Genomic DNA, 21,433 nt, shown 5'->3' with positions numbered 1-21,433 from the left:
TGATCCGTCAGCGCGGCCCCTGGCGAACCGTCGAGCAGGTCGAGCTCGCGACCCTCGAGTACGTGTGGTGGTGGAACAACCAGCGACTCCACGGCGAGCTCGACATGCGCACCCCCATCGAGGTCGAGAACGCGTACTACGCTGACCAAGAATCAGGCCAGCCGGCACTTGTCGGACAAAGCCCCCACTAGGAACGAAAGTCAGGCCGGTTCACGCCCACGTCCTCTCGATGCCGCGGTCTTTGTCGTCGGCAGGGGCTGAGCCCATTACCGGGATGTCAACCAGAGATCGGTACAGCCCAGCGAGACCGTGGTCGCGGATGAGGCTCTCGTCGAGGACCATCTTCCGGTGTTCAACCTCGACAGCGGGGCCAGGGTGGACGGCGCCCCTTGCGACGCTCTGGGGTGTCCAGGGTGCACCCGGTTGCCGGGATTCCGTCTCAGGAGGAGCGAGCCCGAGCGCGGGAGTGAGGCGATGACCATGGGGCGCGTGGCTCGCGCCGGGTTTACCGTTCGCCAGCCACGCGCTGGGTGGTTTCGCTAGAACTCACCGCGGAGGGGGCGCTACCCAAGTCGCCATCCAACCCGCCGGAGGGCTGCTGAGGCAGCTGGCCGCGAATCCACGCCGGGTGGTTGCACGGTCCGATTGACGGTCTGACCTGAACGTGGATTGTCTGGCCTGGCTTCGGAAGTGACATTTTGAGGGGCTGACGGGAATCGAACCCGCGCTATCTGCTTGGGAAGCAGAAGTTCTGCCATTGAACTACAGCCCCGGATGCCTCACGGCAACCCGGCCAGCATAACAGCGTCCGGTCCGCATCCCGTGGCATCCGGACATCCGTGCTCGAGACCGCATCCGCTCGCCGAGGCCGTATGCGAGTGCCGTCAGACCAGTGCGGTCTCGGCAAACGACTGCGGTCTCGCGGCGCGCGTGCCCTGCGGGTGGCCCCGGCGCCCGGTCACCCGTCGAAACGCGGCGGCGGGGCGCCCGGCACCGCCCCTAGGCTGGGGCCGTGCTGCTCTCCGATCGCGACATCCGGGCCGAACTCGACGCGAAGCGCCTCGGCATCGACCCCTACGACCCCGCCATGGTGCAGCCCTCGAGCATCGACGTGCGGCTCGACCGCTACTTCCGGCTCTTCGACAACCACAAGTACCCCTTCATCGATCCCGCGGAAGACCAGCCCGAGCTCACGCGCCTGATCGAGGTGGATCCCACCGAGCCCTTCATTCTTCACCCGGGTGAATTCGCCCTCGGGTCGACGTACGAGCGGGTCAGCCTGCCCGACGACGTCGCCGCGCGACTCGAGGGCAAGTCGTCTCTCGGTCGACTCGGCCTTCTGACCCACTCGACCGCTGGCTTCATCGACCCGGGCTTCTCCGGCCACGTCACTCTCGAGCTCTCGAACGTCGCCACCCTGCCCATCAAGCTCTGGCCGGGCATGAAGATCGGCCAGGTCTGCTACTTCCGTCTTACCTCGCCCGCCGAGAACCCCTACGGCTCGGGCCCCTACGGCAACCGGTACCAGGGCCAGCGCGGTCCCACCGCGTCGCGCTCGGCGCTGAACTTCCACCGCACCGACGTCGGCTCCACCGACGCGGGCTCGCTCGGAGGCTGACCGACGTCGCCCATCGATGCGGCGCCATCCCGCGTCGAGATCACACCTCTTCGCCGAGGTCACACGTCTTTGCGCGCGAAGGCGTGTCGTCTCGCGAATCGTGTGTGATCTCGCGGACGGTATCCGGTGGATGCCGCCCGCGCGGCCCCGGCCGCGCGGCCCCGGCCGGCGGTCTGCCGCGCGCCCGCGCCGACATCATGCCCGTTCGCCGAGGTCACACGCGTTTGCGCGGAAAACCGCGTCATCTCGCGCAGGACGGGTCATCTCGCGACGCCGATGACGCCAGCGCCGTGACCGACACCAGCGCCGAGCCCGACACCGCGGTGGCGCCACGCCGGCGCCGAGCCCGACACCGCGCCCACCCGCCAGCCCCCGGGTCCCCCGCGTCAGTGCGCCGTCCGCACGCCCAGCAGGTCCTGCACCAGCACCGCGGCCACCCGCGCCCCCTGGCCGGCCGCGACGATGAGCTGCTGGGGACCCGGAGCCGCGGCATCCCCCGCCGCGTACAGTCCCGGCACCGACGTGCGGCCGGAGCGGTCCGTGACAAGGTGCCCGTCGGCATCGCAGTCGGGGGTGAGCGGGTCGAGGAAATCGTGGGCCGCGTGCCACGTCGGCCGCACGAAACCCCCCGCGACCGCGAGGGAGGAGCCGTCGGCGAAGCGCACGGCCGCGACCTGCCCGCGCTCGCCCTCGAGGTCGGCGATCGTGTGCCTCTCGACGCGGATCCCGGACGCCACCAACTCGGCCTCATCGGCCGGATCGATGACGGCGGCGCCATTGGTGCACACCGTCAGTTGCGACGTCCAGCGCGTGAGCAGCCGCGCACGGTCGGCGAGGTCGGGCGTCTCGCCGATGAGGGCCACCGGCCGGTCCTGCAGCTCCCACCCGTCGCACGCGGCGCAGCTGAAGACCGACATGCCGTAGAACGAGCGCAGGTTCGGCACGTCGGGAAGGGTCTCGCGTAGCCCCGTCGCCACCACGACCGTGCGCGCGGTCAGGAGAGGGGATGCCGTCGCGGCACGTCCCGAGAGGGTCGCGACGAAGCCGTCGGCATCCGTCTCTATCCGCGCCACCGATGACCGATCCAGCATGCGCACCCCGTCGTAGGCGCGCAGCTCCTCGCGGGCGAGCTTGCGCAGCTCGATAGGTGAGATGCCGTCGCGGGTGAGGAAGCCGTGCGAGCGCAGGGTCGCGGCGTTGCGGGGCCGGCCGGTGTCGACAACGACGACCGAGGCGCGGGCGCGGGCCAGGTTCAGCGCGGCCGACAGTCCCGCGGGACCCCCGCCGACGATTAGAACGTCGGCGGTGAGACCCGGCACCGGTTCAGTCATGCGCCTGCGGCGGCAACTCCGCCACGACCGGGTGGTCCTTCGCGATGACGCCGACCTTGGCGGCTCCACCGGGCGAGCCGATGTCGTCGAAGAACTCCACGTTCGCCTTGTAGTAGTCCGCCCACTCCTCGGGTAGGTCGTCCTCGTAGTAGATCGCCTCGACCGGGCAGACGGGTTCGCAGGCGCCGCAGTCGACGCACTCGTCGGGGTGGATGTAGAGCGACCGCTCGCCCTCGTAGATGCAGTCGACGGGGCACTCGTCGATGCAGGCGCGGTCCTTGACGTCCACGCAGGGGAGGGCGATCACGTACGTCACGGGACGAGCGCTCCCGACCGCGAGACGGCGACCTGCTCCTCGCGCGACACGACCTTGACCCGCTCGCGCGTGTACTCGTGCGCGGCGCCGAGCGCACGCTCGTGGGCGTCGAGGATGCGCCAGCCCTCCCACGTCGTGAACTCCACGCCGCGCTCGGCCAGGGCATCCAGAACGTCGCCGTCGACCGTGGGGGCCGACAGGGCGCCGGCCTCGATGTCGGAGACGAGGTGGGCGATGGTCTCCATGGCATCCGATTTCGTGTGGCCGATGAGGCCGACCGGGCCGCGCTTGATCCAGCCCGTCGCGTAAAGCCCCGACACCACGGTGTCGTTCTCGACCACGCGCCCCTCCACGTTGGGCACGACGCCGCGCACGGCGTCGAACGGCGCCCCGAGCACGGGGCTCGAGAAGTAGCCGACCGCGCGATATACCTGCTGCACGGCGACCTCGCGGATCTCACCCGTGCCGCGCACGGTGCCGTCGCCGACGGGCTCGGTGCGCTCGAAGCGCAGGCCCTCGACGCCGGTCTCGCCGAGCACGGCGAGGGGGGAGTGGTAGAAGTGCAGGTGCAGGCGGCGGCTCGCGCCGGTCTGCTCCCGCGTGCGCCAGCTGTTCAGGACGCGCAGCATGACCTTGAGCTGGTTGTTGGAGGCCTGGGCGGGGTCGGCATCCGCGAAATCCTCGTCGTGCACGACGACGTCGACGTTCGGCAGTTCGCCGAGCTCCCGCAATTCGATGGGAGTGAACTTGATGTCGGCGGGTCCGCGGCGACCGAACACGTGAACGTCGGTGACGGCGGAGGCCTCGAGGCCGTGCAGCACGTTGTCGGCGATCTCGGTCGAGCGGAGGTCCACGGCGTGCTTGGCGAGCACGCGGGCGACGTCGAGGGCGACGTTGCCGTTGCCGATCACGGCGACCTCGCGTTCGTCCAGCGGCCAGTCGCGGGGCACGTCGGGGTGGCCGTCGTACCAGGCGACGAAGTCGGCCGCGCCGTAGGAGCCGGGCAGGTCGATGCCGGGGATGTCGAGCGACGCGTCGCGCAGGGCGCCGGTGGCGAGGATGACGGCGTCGTAGCGCGCGTGCAGTTCGTCGACCGCGATGTCGCGGCCCACCTCGACGTTGCCGATGAAGCGGGTGATGCCTGAGTCGAGCATCTCGTGCAGCGAGTCGACGATGCCCTTGATGCGCGGGTGGTCGGGGGCGACGCCGTATCGGATGAGGCCGTAGGGCGCGGGCAGCGAGTCGAACAGGTCGATCGCGACCGTGCCGCCGGCGTCGGTCACCGCGCGCGTGAGGATGTTGCCCGCGTAGATGCCGGCGGGGCCGGCGCCGATGATCGCGACACGGAGCGAGGTGAGAGAAGACGAGGTCACAGCGAAGGGGCCTTTCGGGGAACGGCGAGCGGGTCGAAGGTGAGATCGAGGGATGCCAGGGCGGCCGGCGCGTAGGGGCTCAAGCGCACCACGTCGCCGACGACGACGACGGCGGGGGAGCGCACCCCGCGCTCGGCGGCCTGCGCGGCGATCGTGGCGAGGGTGCCGACGGTGACGCGCTGGCGGGCGCCGAAGCCGTCCTCGACGATCGCGACGGGGCAGTCGGCGCCGCGCTCGCCGCGAGCGAGGACGACGGCCGAGTGCGCGAGGGTCCCCACACCCATGAGCAGCACGACCGTGTGGTCGCGCCCGCCGCCGAGCGAGGTGATCTGGTCGTGGGCTGTCGCGACGGTGAAGCTCGTCGCCACTCCCCGGTGGGTGAGCGGGATGCCGGCGAGGGCGGGCACCGACACGGCGCTCGTGACGCCGGGCACCACCCGCACGTCGATACCGGCCTCCTGGCACGCGAAAAGCTCCTCGCCGCCGCGGCCGAACACATAGGGGTCGCCGCCCTTCAGGCGTACGACGGTGCGTCCGGCCAGGGCCTCGCGCACGAGCAGGGCGTTGATGGCATCCTGCGGGACCGCGTGATGGCCGGGGAGCTTGCCGACGTCGATCACCTCGGCGGTAAGGTGCACGCCCTCGGCGGCGAGCCCGTCGAGGACGCCCCGCGCGCCGAGGCGGTCGGCGACGATGACGTCGGCGGATTCGAGCGCGCGCAGCCCTCGCACGGTCAGCAGGCCCGCATCGCCGGGTCCGGCCCCGACCAGCCACACGACCCCGGATGCCGCGGCCCCGGGCGTTGGCGCAGCGCGGAGCATCGTGGCATCCGAAACCGAGGCCGACGAGTCGGCGCGAACAGCGTCCGCGACGGTCGAGGTCACGGACGCACCGGCATCCGCCCCCTCCGTGAACCCGCTCATCGCGCCCCGCCCGACACCAGCAGGCCGCGACCGCGCAGGATGCGCCGCTCGATGGGGCCGAAGAAGGCGAGTTCGATCAGGATGCCGATCCCGAGGATGACGACGATCGTGGCGAGCACGCCGGCGAGGTCGGCGAGGTCGCGCGTCTGCTGCAGCATCGTGCCCAGGCCGAAGCCGATCGTGCCACCCGAGGTGATGATCTCGGCCGCCATCAGCGAGCGCCACGAGAACGCCCAGCCCTGCTTGAGTCCGGCGAAATAGCCGGGGAGGGCGGCGGGGAGGATCACCGAGGTCGCGAGCTGCCAGCGCGAGGCGCCCAGCACGGTGCCGACGCGCCGCAGCTGCGGCGGCACCTGGTCGACGCCGGCGATGAGGCCGTTGACGATCGAGGGGATCGCGCCCATCAGGATGACGAAGTAGGCCGTGGCATCCGTGAGTCCGAACCAGATGATCGCGGCGGGCACCCACGCCACCGACGGCAGCACCTGCAGTCCCGAGATGATCGGGCCCACCGCGCGACGGATCGGGCGCACCTCGGCCAGCAGCAGACCGATGGGCGTGCCGATGACGATGGCGATGAGGAAGCCCAGGATGCCGCGCTCGAGGCTCGTCAGCACGGCCTCCTGCAGGCGGCCGGTGTCCCAGGCGTAGGTCAGCGCGCCGAACACGTCGGCGGGGCTGGGGGCCTTGTCGGGGCGCGGGTCGGCGATGACGATGTAGAGCTGCCACGCGGCGATCAACAGCACGACGAAGATGATCGGCGGCAGCACGCTCGACCAGAAGGTGCGCCAGCGGCCGGCGCCCGCGTCGGTCGTGGTCTGCAGGTTGTCGAGGCCCGCCTCGAGGCTGCGCAGGTCGTCGGGGGAGGCGGTGGTGTCAGCGCGCATTGCGGCGGATCTCCTTGCGCAGTTCGTCGGTGATCTCGACCGACAGGGCGGCGACCTCGGGCGACTCGATGCGGCGGCCCTCGGTGCGCTCGATGCGCCACTCGTTGACGACGCGGCCGGGGCGGCTGCCCAGCAGCACGACCCTCTGGCCGAGGCGGGCGGCCTCGCGCACGTTGTGGGTGACGAAGACGATGGTGCGACCGGTCGCGCGCCACACCCGCTCGAGCTCCTCGTGGAGCAGGTCGCGGGTGATGGCGTCGAGGGCGGCGAACGGCTCGTCCATGAGCAGCACGGGCCGGTCCTGCGCGAGGGCGCGGGCGAGGGCCACGCGCTGGCGCATGCCGCCCGAGAGCTCGTGCGGGCGCTTGTCGGCGGCATCCGCGAGGTTGACGGTGTCGAGCAGCGCGAGGGCCTCGTCGCGCCGACGGGCGCGCGGCACCCCGCGCAGGCGCAGGGCCAGCTCGACGTTGCGGCGCGCGCTCAGCCAGGGCATGAGGGCCGACTCCTGGAACATGACCGCCGAACCCTCGGGGGGCGTCTCGATGCGTCCCGCGGTGGGGCGGTCGAGGCCGGCGATGAGGTTCAGCAGGGTCGACTTTCCGCAGCCCGAGGCGCCGAGCAGGCACACGAACTCGCCGGGCGCGAAGTCGAGGGTGATGTCGTCGAGGACGACCGGGCCCGCACCGAAGCGCTTGGACACGCCCTCGATGCGCACCGCGGGTGCGGTGGCGGTGCCGGTGGCCGCGGCAGGGCCGGCGGCGGGGGCGTGGTGCCCGGTGGCGTCGGTGCGGGCCGTGGTCATGTCACTCCTCGCCGAGGCCGGCGGCCGAGATCGCCGACTGGCCGCTCTCGGTCAGCTGCGCGTTGAGCAGCCGCAGGTCGAACAGGCCCTCGATGGAGCCTTCCTTCTGCGTGCCGGCCTCGACGCCGTTCTCGACCAGCGTCGAGAAGGTGTCGGCGTGCGGATCGACCGAGTACGTCACGTGCTCCAGCGCCCGGGCGATCACGGCGTCGGCGAGCGGCTTGCCCGTGTCGGCGGTGATCTGCGCATTGATGACCCCCGCGGCGGTGCCGGCGTTGTCGGCGATCCAGGTCACGGATGCCGCGTGGCCGGCGAGCAGCTTCGACACGGTCTCGGGGTGCTGGTCGAGGAACTCCTTGCGCACCAGCAGCACGGTGGTGGGGAACTGCCCATCGGGCCACTCGTCGGCCTCGTCGACGAGCACCTTCGCACCCGCGTCGACGGCCAGCCGCGACACCCACGGCTCGGGGAGCCACGCGCCGTCGAGCTGACCGTCCTTGAAGAGCTGGAAGGTCTGGGCGTTCTCGGTCGGGGTGATCGTGACGTCGCCACCGCCCGAGGTGTCGGTCTGAAAGCCCTGCTCCTTGAGCCAGCCGCGCAGCGCCACGTCTTGCGTGTTGCCGAGCTGCGGGGTGGCGAGGGTCTTGCCCTTCAGGTCCGCGGGGCTGTCGATGCCGTCGCGCACGACCAGGGCGGCACCGCCGGTCGCGGCGCCGGCGATGATCCGCGCCGACTCGCCGCGGGACTGGATGAACGTGTTGATCGACGGGTTCGGCCCGATGTAGGTGGCGTCGATCGCTCCGGCCGAGAGGGCCTCGATGGCGGCGGGACCGGCGTTGAACACCTCTGTCGACAGCTTCGTGTCTCCGAGCGCGTCCTGCAGCAGGCCCTCCTGCAGGCCGACGAGCGCGGGAGCATGGGTGACGTTGGCGAAGTAGCCGAGGCGGAGCTCTGCGGCGGGGCCCTGGTCGGCGCTTTCGGCGGAGGCGGCGGGCCCGGTGGCGCAGCCGGCCATCATCGCCGCAATCAGTCCCAGGGTTGTGATCGCGGTCGCGGTGCGCAGTGTTTTCACGGTTCGCCTCCTTCGTAGGCTTCGGGTCGCGGGCGCCGGTCGGTGCCCGCGGTGAGTGTGCGCCTCAGCGCACGATCCCGGCGGCGAGAGTCGCGCCGTCGGACGGATGGATGACGAGGAACGAGCCCTCGTGGCGGCTGTCGCGGTAGGGCTCCAGCGTCAGGTCGGCGGCCAGGCGCAGGCGCGCGCGGCCGATGTCATTGGTCTCGAGCCGGTCGGCATCGACGTGGGTGAGTGCGTCGAGGTCGTATCGCGAGTCGATGGACGCCACGATCGCCTGCACCGTGGCCGTGCCGTGCTTCACGAGCACGCGTGCGCCGGGGGTCAGGGGTCGTGCGTCGAGCTGGAACAGCTCGACCTCGGCGTCTCGACGCGGGGCGGGCAGGGTCCCCGCCGAGGCGACGACGGCGCCGCGGGCGGCATCCACGTCGTCGGCGAGCTCGAGTGACACCGACTGCGGGGCCACGGCGCGCTCGGCGGGGACGCCCGCGACCCGGATGCCGCGCACCACCGTGCGCACGCCGGAGCCCGAGACCTCGACCTCGTCGCCCACCCGCACGGCGCCGCGCGAGATGCGCCCGGCGACCGCGCGGTAATCGCGCAGGGCCGTGGCCGTCGCGGGGTCGGCCGCGAGCTCGGGGGCGAGGCCCCCCTGCGGACGGATGACCGACTGCACGGGCAGGCGCAACGGCTCGGCGTCGCGTGCGGACTCGTCGGCCGACGGCAGCGACTCGAGCAGTTCGAGCAGCGCGGGGCCGTCGTACCAGGGCGTGCGGCCCGAGCGGTCGACGATGTTGTCGCCCTCGAGAGCCGACACCGGGATGACGTGCAGATCGTCGATCTCGAGCTCGGCGGCGACGGCCTTCGCCTGCGCCGAGACGTCGTCGAACACCTCGGCTGCGAAGTCGACGAGGTCGATCTTGTTCACGGCGATGATCACGTGCGGAACGCGCAGCAGCGCGACGACGGCGAGGTGGCGGCGCGTCTGCTCGACGACTCCGGCGCGCGCGTCGACGAGCACGACGACGGCGTCGGCCGTGGTGGAGCCGGTGACCATGTTGCGCGTGTACTGCACGTGCCCGGGGCAGTCGGCGAGGATGAACGACCGCGTGCCGGTGGCGAAGTAGCGGTAGGCGACGTCGATCGTGATGCCCTGCTCGCGCTCGGCGCGCAGGCCGTCGGTCAGCAGCGCGAAGTCGAACGCGCCGTGCGCGAATCCGCGGTCGGCCGAGGTGCGCGCGACCTGCTCGAGCTGGTCGGCGAGGATCGCCTTCGCGTCGTGCAGCAGGCGCCCCACGAGAGTGGACTTGCCGTCGTCGACGGAGCCGGCGGTGGCGAAGCGGAAGAGCGTCGGCTCGGTCGTTCGGACCGGTGCCTCGAGGGTGTCGAGCGACATCAGAAGTACCCGTCCTTCTTGCGATCCTCCATGGCCGCCTCGCTGAGGCGGTCGTCGGCGCGGGTGGCACCGCGTTCGGTGATGGTGGTGCGGGCGACCTCGGCGACGATCGACGTCAGGTCGGCGGCATCCGATTCGACCGCTCCGGTGCAGCTCATGTCGCCGACGGTGCGGTAGCGGACCGTGCGCACCTCGACGGTCTCGCCCTCGCGGGGCGGGGAGAACGGACCGACCGGATGCCACATGTCGCCCCGGCGGTACACCTCGCGCTCGTGCGCGAAGTACAGCGGGGGCAGGGCGATGTCCTCGCGCTCGATGTAGCGCCAGATGTCGAGCTCGGTCCAGTTCGAGATGGGGAAGGCGCGCACGTGCTGGCCGGGGGTGTGGCGGCCGTTGTAGAGGCTCCACAGCTCGGGGCGCTGGTTGCGCGGGTCCCACTGGCCGAACTCGTCGCGCAGCGAGATGATGCGCTCCTTGGCGCGCGCCTTGTCCTCGTCGCGGCGAGCCCCGCCGAACACGGCGTCGTGGCGGCCGGCGGCGATGGCATCCAGCAGTGGCAGCGTCTGCAGCGGGTTGCGCGTGCCGTCGGCGCGCTCCTGCTGACGGCCGTCGTCGATGGAGTCCTGCACGCGGGCGACCTCGAGGCGCAGGCCCAGGCGTTCGACCGTCTCGTCGCGGAAACGCAGCACCTCGGGGAAGTTGTGGCCCGTGTCGACGTGCAGCACGGGGAAGGGCACGCGGCCGGGCGCGAACGCCTTGGTCGCCAGGTGCAGCACGACGACGGAGTCCTTGCCGCCCGAGAACAGCAGCACGGGTCGCTCGAACTCGGCGACGACCTCGCGGATGACGTGGATCGCCTCGGCCTCGAGCAGGTCGAGGGTGGAGAGGGCAGTGGATGCCGTGGACACAGCGCTCATGTGTGCAACCCGCATTCCGTCTTCGACAGGCCCGCCCAGCGGCCGGACCGGGGATCTTCGCCGGGGGCGACCGGCCTGGTGCACGGCTCGCACCCGATGGAGGGGTAGCCGTGGGTGAGGAGGAGGTTGACCGGCACCTTCTGGTCGTTGGCGTAGCCGATGAGGTCGTCGAAGCTCCACGCCGCGACCGGGTTCACCTTGACGAGGCCATTGCGCTCGTCCCAGGTGACCAGCGGGGTGCTCGTGCGCGTGGGGGCTTCGTCGCGGCGGACGCCGGTGAACCACACCTCGTAGCCGCCGAGCGCCCCCTGCAGGGGATCGACCTTGCGGCGTGCGCAGCACAGCGCGGGGTCGCGCTCGTACAGACGCGCGCCGAAGGCGGCATCCTGTTCCGCGACGGTCTGCTCGGGGAGTACATCGACGACCCGCACGTCGAGGGCGCGGTCGACCTCGTCGCGGGTGAAGTGGGTCTCGCGGAAGTGATAGCCCGTGTCGAGGAAGAGCACGTCGACGTTCGGCAGCTGCTCGGCCACGAGGTGCGGCAGCGCGGCATCCGCCATCGAGCACGCCACCGCGGCGGCTTCGGGCGCGAAATGGCGGGCGACCCAGGCGATGACCTCGGCGGGGCTCGCCTCGTCGTCGGCGAGACTGCGGAGTTCGACGTTGCCGGCTTCGGCCAGGGCCTTCAGCTCGTCGGCGTTGCGACGCGCCGCGACGCGGGGGGCGAGCGACACGGTCATTGCAGGACCTCCTCGTCGGCGCGGTGCGCCCACTGGGCGAACGTCTCGTCGGTTGCGGCGTCCCGCTCGTCGAGGAAGCGGTGGACCACCCGGTCGACGTAGTCGGCGATACCGTCGGCGGCGACCTTGAGACCGCGGACCGTGCGGCCGAGGCCGGCCTCGTCACGGTCCTGGGAGGCGAGACCCCCACCGAGGTGCACCTGATAGCCCGGCACCTGCTCGCCGTCGATCGTGACGAGCTGACCCTTCAGTCCGATGTCGGCGGTCTGGATGCGCGCGCACGAGTTGGGGCAGCCGTTGACGTGCAGCGAGATCGGGTGCGGCAGGTCGAAGCCCGCGAGGCGGTCCTCGAGCTCGAGCACCGCGGCAGTGGCGTTGACCTTCGTCTCGACGATCGCGAGCTTGCAGAACTCGATGCCCGTGCACGCGATGGTGCCGCGGCGGATGAGGCTCGGTCGTGCCTGCAGGCCGAGGTCGTCGAGACCCGCGACGAGCGATTCGACCCGGTCCTCGGGGATGTCGAGGATGACGACCTTCTGGTGCGGGGTCGTGCGCAGTCGCGTCGAGCCGTGCTCCTCGATGAGGTCGGCGAGTCGGGCGAGCGTCGTGCCCGACACGCGGCCGACGATGGGCGTCGCGCCGACGTAGAAGCGCCCGTCCTTCTGAGGGTGGATGCCGACGTGGTCGCCGGGGGCGGCGGGCTTGGGGGCCGCGGGGCCGTCGGGAAGGGCGTAGCCCAGATACTCGTCCTGCAGTACCTGGCGGAACTTCGCCGGTCCCCACTCGGCGAGGAGGAACTTCAGCCGCGCCTTGTTGCGCAGGCGCCGGTACCCGTAGTCGCGGAAGATCTGCGCCACGCCGTGCCACGCGTCGGCGACACGCTCGGGGGCGACGAACACGCCCAGGCGCTCGCCGAGGCGCGGGGCGGTCGACAGACCCCCGCCGACCCACAGGTCGTAGCCGATGCCGAGCTCGGGGTGGTCGACCGCGACGAAGGCGACGTCGTTGATCTCGTGCACGACGTCCTGGTTCGGGTGCCCCGTGATGGCCGACTTGAACTTGCGGGGCAGGTTCGACAGCGTCGGGTCGCCGATGAAGCGGCTGGTGATCTCGTCGATCTGCGGGGTGGGGTCGATCAGCTCGTCGGCGGAGATGCCCGCCACGGGCGAGCCGAGCACCACGCGCGGCACATCGCCGCACGCCTCGGTCGTGCCGAGCCCGACGGCCTCCAGCCGACGCCAGATCTCGGGCATCGACTCGACCTCGACCCAGTGCAGTTGCACGTTCTGGCGGTCGGTGAGGTCGGCCGTGTCGCGCCCGAACTCCTGGGAGATACCGGCGATCACGCGCAACTGCTCGGTGGTGAGCTGCCCGCCGTCGATGCGCACGCGGAGCATGAAGTACTCGTCCTCGAGCTCTTCGGGTGTCAGCGTGGCCGTTCGACCGCCGTCGATGCCGGGCTTGCGCTGCGTGTACAGGCCCCAGACGCGGAACCGACCGTGCAGATCGGTCGGGTCGATCGAGGCGAAGCCGCCCGTGGCGTAGATGTCCTCGATGCGGCCTCGAACCGCGAGGCCGTCATCGACCTGCTTCCACTCCTCGTTGCCGTTCAAGGGCGTGCGGCCGTCGATCTTCCACTGCCCGTTGGGCTTGGATGACGGCCGCGGCGGCCGGGCGGCGGCGCGCGGGGGGATCTGGCTGGTGGTCACGATGCGGCTGTTCCTTCGCTCCGCCGGTGCTGCATGCCGACGGCATACCTGGGAACGCTAAGGCGGGCTGCGGATGCGGGCCAGCGAGTGCGTCTCGCAGCGTCGCGGAGTGACACGGGACGTCACGAAACGCCGCAGACGTTGCGCAGGGAGCCGCGACGCAGTAGTTCGACGTCCGCGACCGTGATCCCGTCGGGGGATCCGGTCGCGGACGTCGGGGGGTCGGCGGCCCATTGCCGCGTCGTCAGTCCTGCGCCGCAGGCGGGGAGCCCGCCTCGCGACCACGCTGGAAGCCGGCGTCGAATCCGCGCTCGAAAGCGCGTTCGTGGGCGCGGCGGCGGTCGGGGCGGTGCCCTCCGCGGCCGTTCTCGCCGTGATCGCGCTCGCCGTGGTGGCGCGCGCCGTGGATGCCGTGGCCGTGCTCGTCGTGAAGGTGGGAGTCGCGGACGTGCTCGCCGTGGCTTCGCTCGCTGGGGCCGAAGCCGGCGCGGTCGGCGGGGTGCACCGGGTGGCGGGCGGCGGAGTCGGAGCCGCGCTCGCCGACGCGGAAACCGCGGTGCTCGTTCGGGCCGAAGGCGCGGCGCGGGTCGGGGCCGAAACCGCGCATGCCGGCACCGGGGACGACGCCGAAGCCGTACCGGAAGCCTCCGCGACGGCCGGGACCGGCCGCCTCGGCGTCGTCGACCTCGAGGACCTTCGCCAGGGCGTCGAGCGCCGAGGTCAGGTTCGCGAGATGCTCGGCGGGGACGTCGGCGAGGACGGCCGAACGCTCGGCATCCACTCGGTCGAGGAGGGCGCGCCCGTCGTCGGTCAGAGACCAGCCGTCGTCGGCACGGGTGACCCAGCCGCGGTCGGCCAGCGCGGAGAGGCGCTTGCCGCCGCGCGCCAGGCGGTCGGCGACCCAGGGGGCGTCGATGCGTCCGTCGATGGCGCCGAGCAGCAGCACGGTCTTGGGATGGATGTCGCTGTCGTGCAGCTGCGCGAACAGGCGGTGGTGCAGCGCGTGGCCGATCGTCGTGAGGCGATGGGCGAGGGCGCGGGGATCAGAAGGTGAGGGGGTGTTCATCAGGTTCCTTTCGTGGACGGGAGATCCGTCGGTGTATGTCATGTGACAACGAATGTACTGTGACATGTATTCCTGATGCTTGTCAAGCGACATGTAAAATCTCCGCATGTCCACCGACCCCGCCGACGAGATCGCCGCGGCTCTCGCGCGCCTGCGCGGCCGGCGCCCGCGGCCGCCGTTCCCGCCCGAGGCGCACCACCACCCGCACGGCGGTCATGGGGGTCCCTGGGGCCGTGGCGCGCCGCCGTGGGCCGACCCCGCGCACGGCCGCTTCGGGGGACCTGCGCGTCTGCGCATGCTCGACGCGCTCGTCGCGGCATCCGGATCGCTGTCGGTCGGCGAGATCGCCGACGCGGTGGGAGTCGATCAGCCCCGTGCCTCGCGGCTGGTGCAGCAGTCGGTCGAACTGGGTCTTGTCGCGCGCGAACCCGACCCCGACGACGCGCGGCGCGCGCGCGTGCGGCTCACACCCGAGGGACAGGGGCTCGTGTCGGGGTTCCGCGGACGGCGACGGGACGCCGTGCGTTCGGCGCTGGAGTCCTTCAGCGAGGCCGAGCGAGCGGAGTTCGCGCGGATGCTGGCGAAGTTCGCCGACGCCTGGCCCCGCGACTGAGCCGGCGGCATCCGTCCCTCCGGGCCGTCGTCCCGCCTCGCGACCGAGTCCGCGGCATCCCACGCTCCGGGCCGATATCGCGCCCCGAGACGTCCCGGCCGGGCGGGGCCAGCTGCGCATAAACGCTGTTCGTGCGCATAAACACGCTGTGGGAGTGTTTCTGCGCACGGACGCTGTTTATGCGTCGCTGTTTCTGCGGGGGGCGCGGCGCGCCATGGCGAACGGCGAACGCGCGTCGTCAGCGGACGACGGCGGCCTTCTCCTTCACCGGCAGCATGAGCAGCAGCCCCGCCGCGAGGATCACCACGATGCCCAGGATGCCGAGACGCGTGTCGCCGGTGACCCCGACGAACAGCGCGAACAGGCCCGGCGCGAGGAACGACACCGCGCGTCCGGTCGTGGCGTAGAGGCCGAACATCTCGCCCTCGCGACCCTCCGGGGCCACCCGGGCCAGGAACGAACGGCTGGCCGACTGCACCGGGCCGACGAAGAGGCCCAGGCCCAGCCCCACGATCCAGAAGCCCGTCTGCGACGTGCCGATGAACAGCATCACGGTGCCGAGCACGATGAGGCCGGCGAGAGAGGCGATGATCACGCGCTTCGGGCCGAAGCGGTCGTCGAGGCGACCGGAGAGCATGACGCTCACACCGGCAACGACGTTCGCCGCGACGGCGAAGTACAGCACCTCGGTAGAGCTGAAGCCGAACACCTGCGCCGCGATGATGGCGCCGAACGTGAAGACGCCGGCGAGCCCGTCGCGGAAGACAGCGCTGGCGACGAGGAACAGCAGCACCTGGCGGCTGTCGCGCCAGAGCGAGCGGAGCGTGCCCCACAGCACGACGTACGAGCGGAAGAAGCCGACACGCACCTGGCGGTCCTGCGCCGGGATCTCGGGCACGCGCAGCAGCACCGGGATCGCGAACACGGCGTACCAGAGGGCGGACGCGAGCACCGCGAGCCGGATGTTCAGTCCGCCCTCCTCGGTGACGGCGAGCAGGCCCCCGGCATCCGGATCCCCGAAACTCTGGATGAACAGCACCAGCAGCAGGAGCAGCAGCACGATGCCGCCGACGTATCCCATGCCCCAACCGAAGCCCGAGACGCGGCCGATGTTCTCGCGCGTGGAGACCTGCGTGAGCATGGCGTAGTAGGTGACGCTGGCGAACTCGAAGAACACGTTGCCCACCGCGAGGAGCGTCGCGCCGAGCACGAGGTACTCCGGCGTGCCCTCGACGAACACCATCGCCGCCATCGCGAGGACGACCACCGCGGTGTTCACTCCCAGCCAGAGCTTTCGGCGACCGGTGCCGTCCGAGCGCTGCCCGAGCACCGGGGCGACGAGGGCGACGACGATGCCGGCGACCATCAAAGCCACGCCGACGGCGCTGGCGTTGTCGGCGAGGGCGCGCACGAGTGCGGGGTCGTCGTCGTTGCCGTTCGCGGCCGCCACGACGGCCGGATCCACGAAGAGCGAGCTCGCCAGGTAGGTGCTGAAGACGAAGGTCGTCACGACCGCGTTGAACGCGGCGGAACCCCAGTCCCACAGGGCCCAGGCGACGACCGGTCGGCGAGCGGGTTCGGGGGGCGAAGCGGGCCTGGGGGACGGCATGTCGGTCACGCTAAGACCCTTCGATGAACGCCCGGTGGTGCCCGGGATCTCGCGGCGCCGACATCGGCGGGCGGGTTCAGGTTATCCCCACGCCCGCGCGCAGGCGTGGAGCCGACTACCGTGGAGTCATGGCATCCGAATCCCCCGTCGACTCCGCTGAGGCGGAGACCGCTCCCGCGCAGCTCACCTTCTCCGATCTGGGTCTGGATGCCAACGTGCTCAAGGCCCTCAAGGACGTCGGTTACGAGACCCCCTCGGCCATCCAGGCCGCCACCATCCCCGTGCTGCTGCAGGGTCGCGACGTCGTCGGCCTCGCCCAGACCGGAACCGGCAAGACCGCCGCCTTCGCGCTCCCGGTGCTGTCGCAGATGGAGACCGGCCACAAGAACCCGCAGGCCCTCGTGCTCGCCCCCACGCGCGAGCTCGCCCTGCAGGTGTGCGAGGCGTTCGAGAAGTACGCCGCCCACATCAAGGGCGTCTCGGTGCTGCCCGTCTACGGCGGGCAGGGCTACGGCCAGCAGCTGTCGGCGCTGCGCCGCGGCGTCGACATCGTGGTGGGCACTCCCGGCCGCATCATGGACCACCTCGACAAGGGCACCCTCGACCTGAGCGAGCTCAAGTACCTCGTGCTCGACGAGGCCGACGAGATGCTCAAGATGGGCTTCGCCGAAGACGTCGAGACGATCCTCGCCGACACCCCCAAGACGAAGCAGGTCGCCCTGTTCTCGGCGACCATGCCCGCGCAGATCCGCCGGATCTCCGCTCAGTACCTCAACGATCCCGAAGAGATCACGGTCAAGACCAAGACCGCGACCTCGACGAACATCACCCAGCGCTACCTGATCGTGTCGTACCAGCAGAAGATCGACGCCCTCACGCGCATCCTCGAGGTCGAGAACTTCGAGGGCATGATCGTCTTCACCCGCACCAAGAACGAGACCGAGACGGTCGCCGAGAAGCTCCGTGCCCGCGGTTACACCGCCGCCGCGATCAACGGCGACGTCGCCCAGGTGCAGCGCGAGCGCACGGTCAACCAGCTGAAATCCGGCAAGCTCGACATCCTCGTCGCCACCGACGTCGCGGCCCGTGGTCTCGACGTGGATCGCATCAGCCACGTCGTCAACTACGACCTGCCGATCGACACCGAATCGTACGTGCACCGCATCGGCCGCACGGGTCGCGCCGGCCGCACCGGCGACGCGATCAGCTTCGTCACCCCGCGCGAGCGCCGCATGCTCACCGCGATCGAGAAGGCCACGCGTCAGCCGCTGACCGAGATGTCGCTGCCGAGCGTCGACGACGTCAACGCCACGCGCCTGACCCGCTTCGACGACGCGATCACCGCCGCCCTCGAAGACACCGCCGCGATCGCGACCTTCCGCGACGTGGTGGCGCACTACGTCGAGCACCACGACGTGCCCGAGGGCGACGTGGCCGCGGCCCTCGCCGTGGTCGCCCAGGGCGACACCCCGCTGCTGCTCGAGGCCGAAGCCTTCCGCCAGCAGCGCTTCGACAGCGAGCGTCCCGCGCGCGACGGCGGTTCTCGCGACGGCGGTTCCCGTGACGGAGGTTCGCGCGAAGGGGGCCCGCGTCGAGACAGCTCGGGACGCTTCTCGACCTACCGGATCGCCGTCGGTCGTCGGCAGCGCGTGGAGCCCCGTCAGATCGTCGGCGCCCTCGCCAACGAGGGGGGCTTGCGCCGCAACGACTTCGGTGCGATCCAGATCCGTCAGGACTTCTCTCTCGTCGAGCTTCCCGCCGACCTGTCGAGCGACACGATCGGCCGACTCGCCGACACCCGCATCTCGGGCCAGTTGATCGACCTGCGCCTCGACGGCGGCGGACGCTCCGCCAAGCGCAGCGACCGTCCCCAGCGTCGCGAAAGCGATCGCGACCGCGACTGAGCCGCCTCCCGGCCGTCGCGCCGGGTCCGTGGGATCCATCGACGCCCCCGCCGCCCTTCGGGTCGCGGGGGCGTCGTGCGTTAGGGGGGATCGACGTCGTCTCCGTCGGGATAGGGCGGACTCTGGACGCTGCGCACTCCGCGGACTCCGAGCCTCCGCGCCGAGCGTGAGGCGTGCGGAGGTGTGCGCGTCCGGGTGGGTTCCTCGGGTTTGGGGCGGATTCGGCCGTTCGGGGCGGGTGAATCGCGCCCCGAACGGCCGATCGCGCCCCGAGCCGTGGCATCCGGATGCCGCGACTCGTCGAGTCCGCCCTCCGCCCGAGCGTGAGGCGTGCGGTGCTGCGCGTCCGGGCGGGTTCTTCAGGTTCGGGGCAGGTTCTGTCGTTTGGGGCGGGCGAATCGCGCCCCAAGCGGCGGATCGCGCCCCGACGGGCGGATCGCGCCCCGAGCCGTGGGATCCGGACGCCGGCGGAACCGCACGACGCCGGCTCGCCGACCTGGCACCTCGAAGTTGAGCCAATTCATATCAAGTCGCCTTGACCTCTTCGAGGGGCCGCGATAACCTTGAGTCATCGCGGCTCAACCCGCGCACAGACTTCGCACCAACCCCGAGTCGTGGCATCCGCCCGGCTCACAAGCAAGGAGACACATATGCCCCGTGCAGTGGGAATCGACCTCGGTACGACCAACTCCGTCGTGAGCGTGCTCGAGGGTGGTGAGCCCAAGGTCATCGCCAACGCCGAGGGTTTCCGCACGACCCCCTCGGTCGTCGCGTACACCAAAGACGGCGAGGTGCTCGTCGGCGAGACCGCCAAGCGCCAGGCCGTCACCAACGTCGACCGCACCATCTCCAGCGTCAAGCGCCACATGGGCACGACCTGGTCGTTCGATGTCGACGGCAAGAAGTGGACGCCGCAGGAGATCTCGGCCCGCATCCTGCAGAAGCTCAAGCGCGACGCCGAGGAGTACCTCGGCGACAGCGTGACGGATGCCGTCATCACGGTTCCCGCGTACTTCAACGACGCCGAGCGCCAGGCCACCAAGGAAGCCGGCGAGATCTCCGGTCTGAACGTCCTCCGCATCATCAACGAGCCCACCGCCGCGGCCCTCGCGTACGGCCTCGACAAGGGCAAGGAAGACGAGCTGATCCTGGTCTTCGACCTCGGTGGCGGAACGTTCGACGTCTCGCTGCTCGAAGTGGGTAAGGACGACGACTTCTCCACCATCCAGGTGCGCTCCACCTCGGGTGACAACCGCCTCGGTGGCGACGACTGGGACCAGCGGGTCGTCGATTACCTGATCAAGCAGTTCAAGGACACGACCGGTGTCGACGTCTCGGGCGACAAGATCGCGCTGCAGCGTCTGAAGGAAGCGTCCGAGCAGGCCAAGAAGGAGCTGTCGAGCTCGACCTCGACCTCCATCAACCTTCCCTACCTGTCGCTCACCGACTCGGGCCCCGTGTCGCTCAGCGAGACCCTCACGCGCGCCAAGTTCGAGGACCTCACCAAAGACCTCCTCGACCGCACCCGCAAGCCCTTCTCCGACGTCATCCGCGAGGCCGGCGTCAAGGTCGAGGACATCGCACACGTGGTGCTCGTCGGTGGCTCGACCCGCATGCCCGCGGTCGCCGAGCTCGTCAAGAAAGAGACGGGCAAGGATGCCAACAAGGGCGTGAACCCCGACGAGGTCGTGGCCGTGGGCGCAGCCCTCCAGGCCGGTGTCCTCAAGGGCGAGCGCAAGGACGTCCTGCTCATCGACGTCACCCCCCTGAGCCTCGGTATCGAGACCAAGGGCGGCATCATGACCAAGCTCATCGAGCGCAACACGGCCATCCCGACCAAGCGCAGCGAGACCTTCACCACCGCCGACGACAACCAGCCGTCGGTCGCGATCCAGGTCTTCCAGGGCGAGCGCGAGTTCACCCGCGACAACAAGCCCCTCGGCACCTTCGAGCTCACCGGCATCGCCCCGGCCCCCCGTGGCATCCCGCAGGTGGAGGTCACCTTCGACATCGACGCGAACGGCATCGTCCACGTCTCGGCGAAGGACAAGGGCACCGGCAAGGAGCAGTCGATGACCATCACCGGCGGCTCGTCGCTGCCCAAGGAAGACATCGAGCGCATGGTGCGCGAGGCCGAGGAGAACGCGGCGGACGACAAGAAGCGCCGCGAATCCGCCGAGACCCGCAACCAGGCCGAGACCCTGTCGTACTCGATCGAGAAGCTGATCAAAGAGAACGACGACAAGCTCCCCGCCGAGGTCAAGACCGAGGTGCAGGGCGATGTCGACGCGCTCAAGACGGCGCTCGCCGGCGACGACGACGACGCGGTCAAGACCGCGTTCGACAAGCTCAACGCCAGCCAGGGCAAGCTCGGAGAGGCGATCTACGCCTCCTCGCAGGCCGCGGGCGAGCCCGCCGACCCCAACGTGGGCCAGCCGGGCAACGGCGAGACGCCGAACCCCGAGGAAGACGTGATCGACGCCGAGGTCGTCGACGACGAGCCGACCGACGAGAACAAGAAGTAAGCAGACACCATGGCACACAAGGACGACGAACAGCCCACGGGCTCGGGCGCCGGTCCTGACGAGACGGGGCCGGAGGAGAACACCTCCGGCCCCGCGCCGTCGGGCGAGCAGTCCGAGACGGCCGATGCGGATGCCGACGGTCTGACCATCGACGACATCCTCGGCGCCGAGCAGACGCCCGAGGCCGCGGCAGAGGGGGCATCCTCCGACAAGGAGGCCTCGCTGCTGATCGACCTCAAGCGACTGCAGGCCGAGTACGCCAACTACCGTCGGCGTACCGAAGACCAGCGCGAGCGCGAGATCGAGCGCGCCAAGGGCGAAGCCGTGAAGGGCCTGCTGCCCGTCATGGACGACCTCGACCGTGCCGTCAAGCACGGCGATCTCGTCGAGGGAACGCCCTTCGCCGCGATCGGCGACAAGGTCCGAGCGGTGGCCGAGCGCCTCGGTGTGGTGTCCTACGGCGAGGTCGGCGACGTCTTCGACCCGCAGCAGCACGAGGCGATCTTCCAGGCACCCACCCCGGGCGTGACCGAGACGACGATCCTCGAGGTCGTCGAGGTCGGCTACCGCCTCGGCTCGGTCGAACTGCGACCGGCGAAGGTCGTCGTCGCCGTGCCGGCCTAAGAGGAGGA

19 protein-coding genes and 1 tRNA gene are annotated in these 21,433 nt (G+C 70.8%); 6 read left to right on the top strand and 14 right to left on the bottom strand.

The features are described 5' to 3' along the window. Nucleotides 1–191: IS3 family transposase (locus MT347_RS12255; protein ID WP_243501463.1), on the top strand; the 191-nt coding region annotated here is incomplete at its 5' end. Nucleotides 192–701: 510 nt separating this feature from the next. On the opposite strand, the gene MT347_RS12250 is transcribed toward MT347_RS12255, so the two are convergent. Next, nucleotides 702–772: transfer RNA gene (locus tag MT347_RS12250), tRNA-Gly, on the bottom strand. A gap of 240 nt (nt 773–1,012) precedes the next feature. Here MT347_RS12250 and dcd point away from each other — a divergent pair. Further along, nucleotides 1,013–1,618, top strand: coding sequence for a dCTP deaminase (dcd, locus tag MT347_RS12245; RefSeq protein WP_243501462.1), 606 nt, complete (start codon nt 1,013–1,015; stop codon nt 1,616–1,618). A 386-nt stretch (nt 1,619–2,004) separates the two neighbouring features. On the opposite strand, the gene MT347_RS12240 is transcribed toward dcd, so the two are convergent. From MT347_RS12240 to MT347_RS12185, 12 genes are all read right to left on the bottom strand, one after another. After that, complete coding sequence (locus MT347_RS12240; RefSeq protein WP_243501461.1) at nt 2,005–2,949, bottom strand: NAD(P)/FAD-dependent oxidoreductase; 945 nt, start codon at nt 2,947–2,949, stop codon at nt 2,005–2,007. Then, the gene (gene fdxA, locus MT347_RS12235; RefSeq protein WP_243501460.1) at nt 2,942–3,265 is read right to left on the bottom strand and encodes a ferredoxin; all 324 of its coding nucleotides are present in this window, start codon (nt 3,263–3,265) and stop codon (nt 2,942–2,944) included. The genes MT347_RS12240 and fdxA overlap by 8 nt, the downstream gene beginning before the upstream one ends. Continuing rightward, nucleotides 3,262–4,638 carry an FAD-dependent oxidoreductase gene (locus MT347_RS12230; RefSeq protein WP_243501459.1) on the bottom strand — a complete coding sequence of 459 codons (1,377 nt, stop codon included), beginning with the start codon at nt 4,636–4,638 and terminating at the stop codon, nt 3,262–3,264. Before MT347_RS12230 ends, fdxA begins: the two co-directional genes overlap by 4 nt. Continuing rightward, on the bottom strand, nt 4,635–5,561 hold the full coding sequence (gene cobA / locus MT347_RS12225) for a uroporphyrinogen-III C-methyltransferase (RefSeq protein WP_308194233.1): 927 nt from the start codon (nt 5,559–5,561) through the stop codon (nt 4,635–4,637). Before cobA ends, MT347_RS12230 begins: the two co-directional genes overlap by 4 nt. After that, nucleotides 5,558–6,448, bottom strand: a complete 891-nt coding sequence (locus tag MT347_RS12220; RefSeq protein ID WP_243501458.1) for an ABC transporter permease — start codon at nt 6,446–6,448, stop codon at nt 5,558–5,560. Before MT347_RS12220 ends, cobA begins: the two co-directional genes overlap by 4 nt. Then, complete coding sequence (locus tag MT347_RS12215) at nt 6,438–7,250, bottom strand: ABC transporter ATP-binding protein (RefSeq protein WP_243501457.1); 813 nt, start codon at nt 7,248–7,250, stop codon at nt 6,438–6,440. The genes MT347_RS12220 and MT347_RS12215 overlap by 11 nt, the downstream gene beginning before the upstream one ends. A gap of 1 nt (nt 7,251) precedes the next feature. Further along, nucleotides 7,252–8,322, bottom strand: coding sequence for an ABC transporter substrate-binding protein (locus MT347_RS12210; protein ID WP_374206531.1), 1,071 nt, complete (start codon nt 8,320–8,322; stop codon nt 7,252–7,254). A 64-nt stretch (nt 8,323–8,386) separates the two neighbouring features. Then, nucleotides 8,387–9,718, bottom strand: coding sequence for a sulfate adenylyltransferase subunit 1 (locus MT347_RS12205; RefSeq protein ID WP_243501456.1), 1,332 nt, complete (start codon nt 9,716–9,718; stop codon nt 8,387–8,389). Beyond that, entirely contained in the window at nt 9,718–10,635 is a 918-nt protein-coding gene (gene cysD, locus MT347_RS12200; RefSeq protein WP_243501455.1) for a sulfate adenylyltransferase subunit CysD, read from the bottom strand. The genes MT347_RS12205 and cysD overlap by 1 nt, the downstream gene beginning before the upstream one ends. Next, nucleotides 10,632–11,375 carry a phosphoadenylyl-sulfate reductase gene (locus MT347_RS12195; protein WP_243501454.1) on the bottom strand — a complete coding sequence of 248 codons (744 nt, stop codon included), beginning with the start codon at nt 11,373–11,375 and terminating at the stop codon, nt 10,632–10,634. The genes cysD and MT347_RS12195 overlap by 4 nt, the downstream gene beginning before the upstream one ends. Next, nucleotides 11,372–13,087, bottom strand: coding sequence for a nitrite/sulfite reductase (locus MT347_RS12190; RefSeq protein WP_374206532.1), 1,716 nt, complete (start codon nt 13,085–13,087; stop codon nt 11,372–11,374). Before MT347_RS12190 ends, MT347_RS12195 begins: the two co-directional genes overlap by 4 nt. 241 nt (nt 13,088–13,328) lie before the next feature. Continuing rightward, complete coding sequence (locus tag MT347_RS12185) at nt 13,329–14,150, bottom strand: MarR family winged helix-turn-helix transcriptional regulator (RefSeq protein WP_243501453.1); 822 nt, start codon at nt 14,148–14,150, stop codon at nt 13,329–13,331. A 106-nt stretch (nt 14,151–14,256) separates the two neighbouring features. Here MT347_RS12185 and MT347_RS12180 point away from each other — a divergent pair, with 106 nt between their 5' ends. Further along, a complete protein-coding gene (locus MT347_RS12180; RefSeq protein ID WP_243501452.1) occupies nt 14,257–14,763 on the top strand; it encodes a MarR family winged helix-turn-helix transcriptional regulator in 507 nt (168 codons plus the stop codon). A gap of 238 nt (nt 14,764–15,001) precedes the next feature. On the opposite strand, the gene MT347_RS12175 is transcribed toward MT347_RS12180, so the two are convergent. Continuing rightward, nucleotides 15,002–16,372: an MFS transporter gene (locus MT347_RS12175; RefSeq protein WP_243501451.1), complete on the bottom strand. Its 1,371-nt coding sequence runs from the start codon at nt 16,370–16,372 to the stop codon at nt 15,002–15,004. A 128-nt stretch (nt 16,373–16,500) separates the two neighbouring features. Between MT347_RS12175 and MT347_RS12170 the strand changes: the two genes are divergently transcribed. The 3 genes from MT347_RS12170 to MT347_RS12160 all read left to right on the top strand — a co-directional run bounded on the left by MT347_RS12170 (nt 16,501) and on the right by MT347_RS12160 (nt 21,425). Further along, the gene (locus MT347_RS12170; RefSeq protein ID WP_243501450.1) at nt 16,501–18,276 is read left to right on the top strand and encodes a DEAD/DEAH box helicase; all 1,776 of its coding nucleotides are present in this window, start codon (nt 16,501–16,503) and stop codon (nt 18,274–18,276) included. Between the two features lie 650 nt (nt 18,277–18,926). Further along, nucleotides 18,927–20,801: a molecular chaperone DnaK gene (gene dnaK, locus MT347_RS12165; protein WP_243501449.1), complete on the top strand. Its 1,875-nt coding sequence runs from the start codon at nt 18,927–18,929 to the stop codon at nt 20,799–20,801. Nucleotides 20,802–20,810: 9 nt separating this feature from the next. Continuing rightward, the gene (locus MT347_RS12160; protein ID WP_243501448.1) at nt 20,811–21,425 is read left to right on the top strand and encodes a nucleotide exchange factor GrpE; all 615 of its coding nucleotides are present in this window, start codon (nt 20,811–20,813) and stop codon (nt 21,423–21,425) included. Nucleotides 21,426–21,433: the final 8 nt, after the last annotated feature.

This window comes from Microbacterium sp. VKM Ac-2923 (assembly GCF_022815605.1).
Lineage (GTDB): Bacteria > Actinomycetota > Actinomycetes > Actinomycetales > Microbacteriaceae > Microbacterium.
Note: the sequence above shows the minus strand (reverse complement) of the source record. Positions and strands in the feature narration are given on the sequence as shown.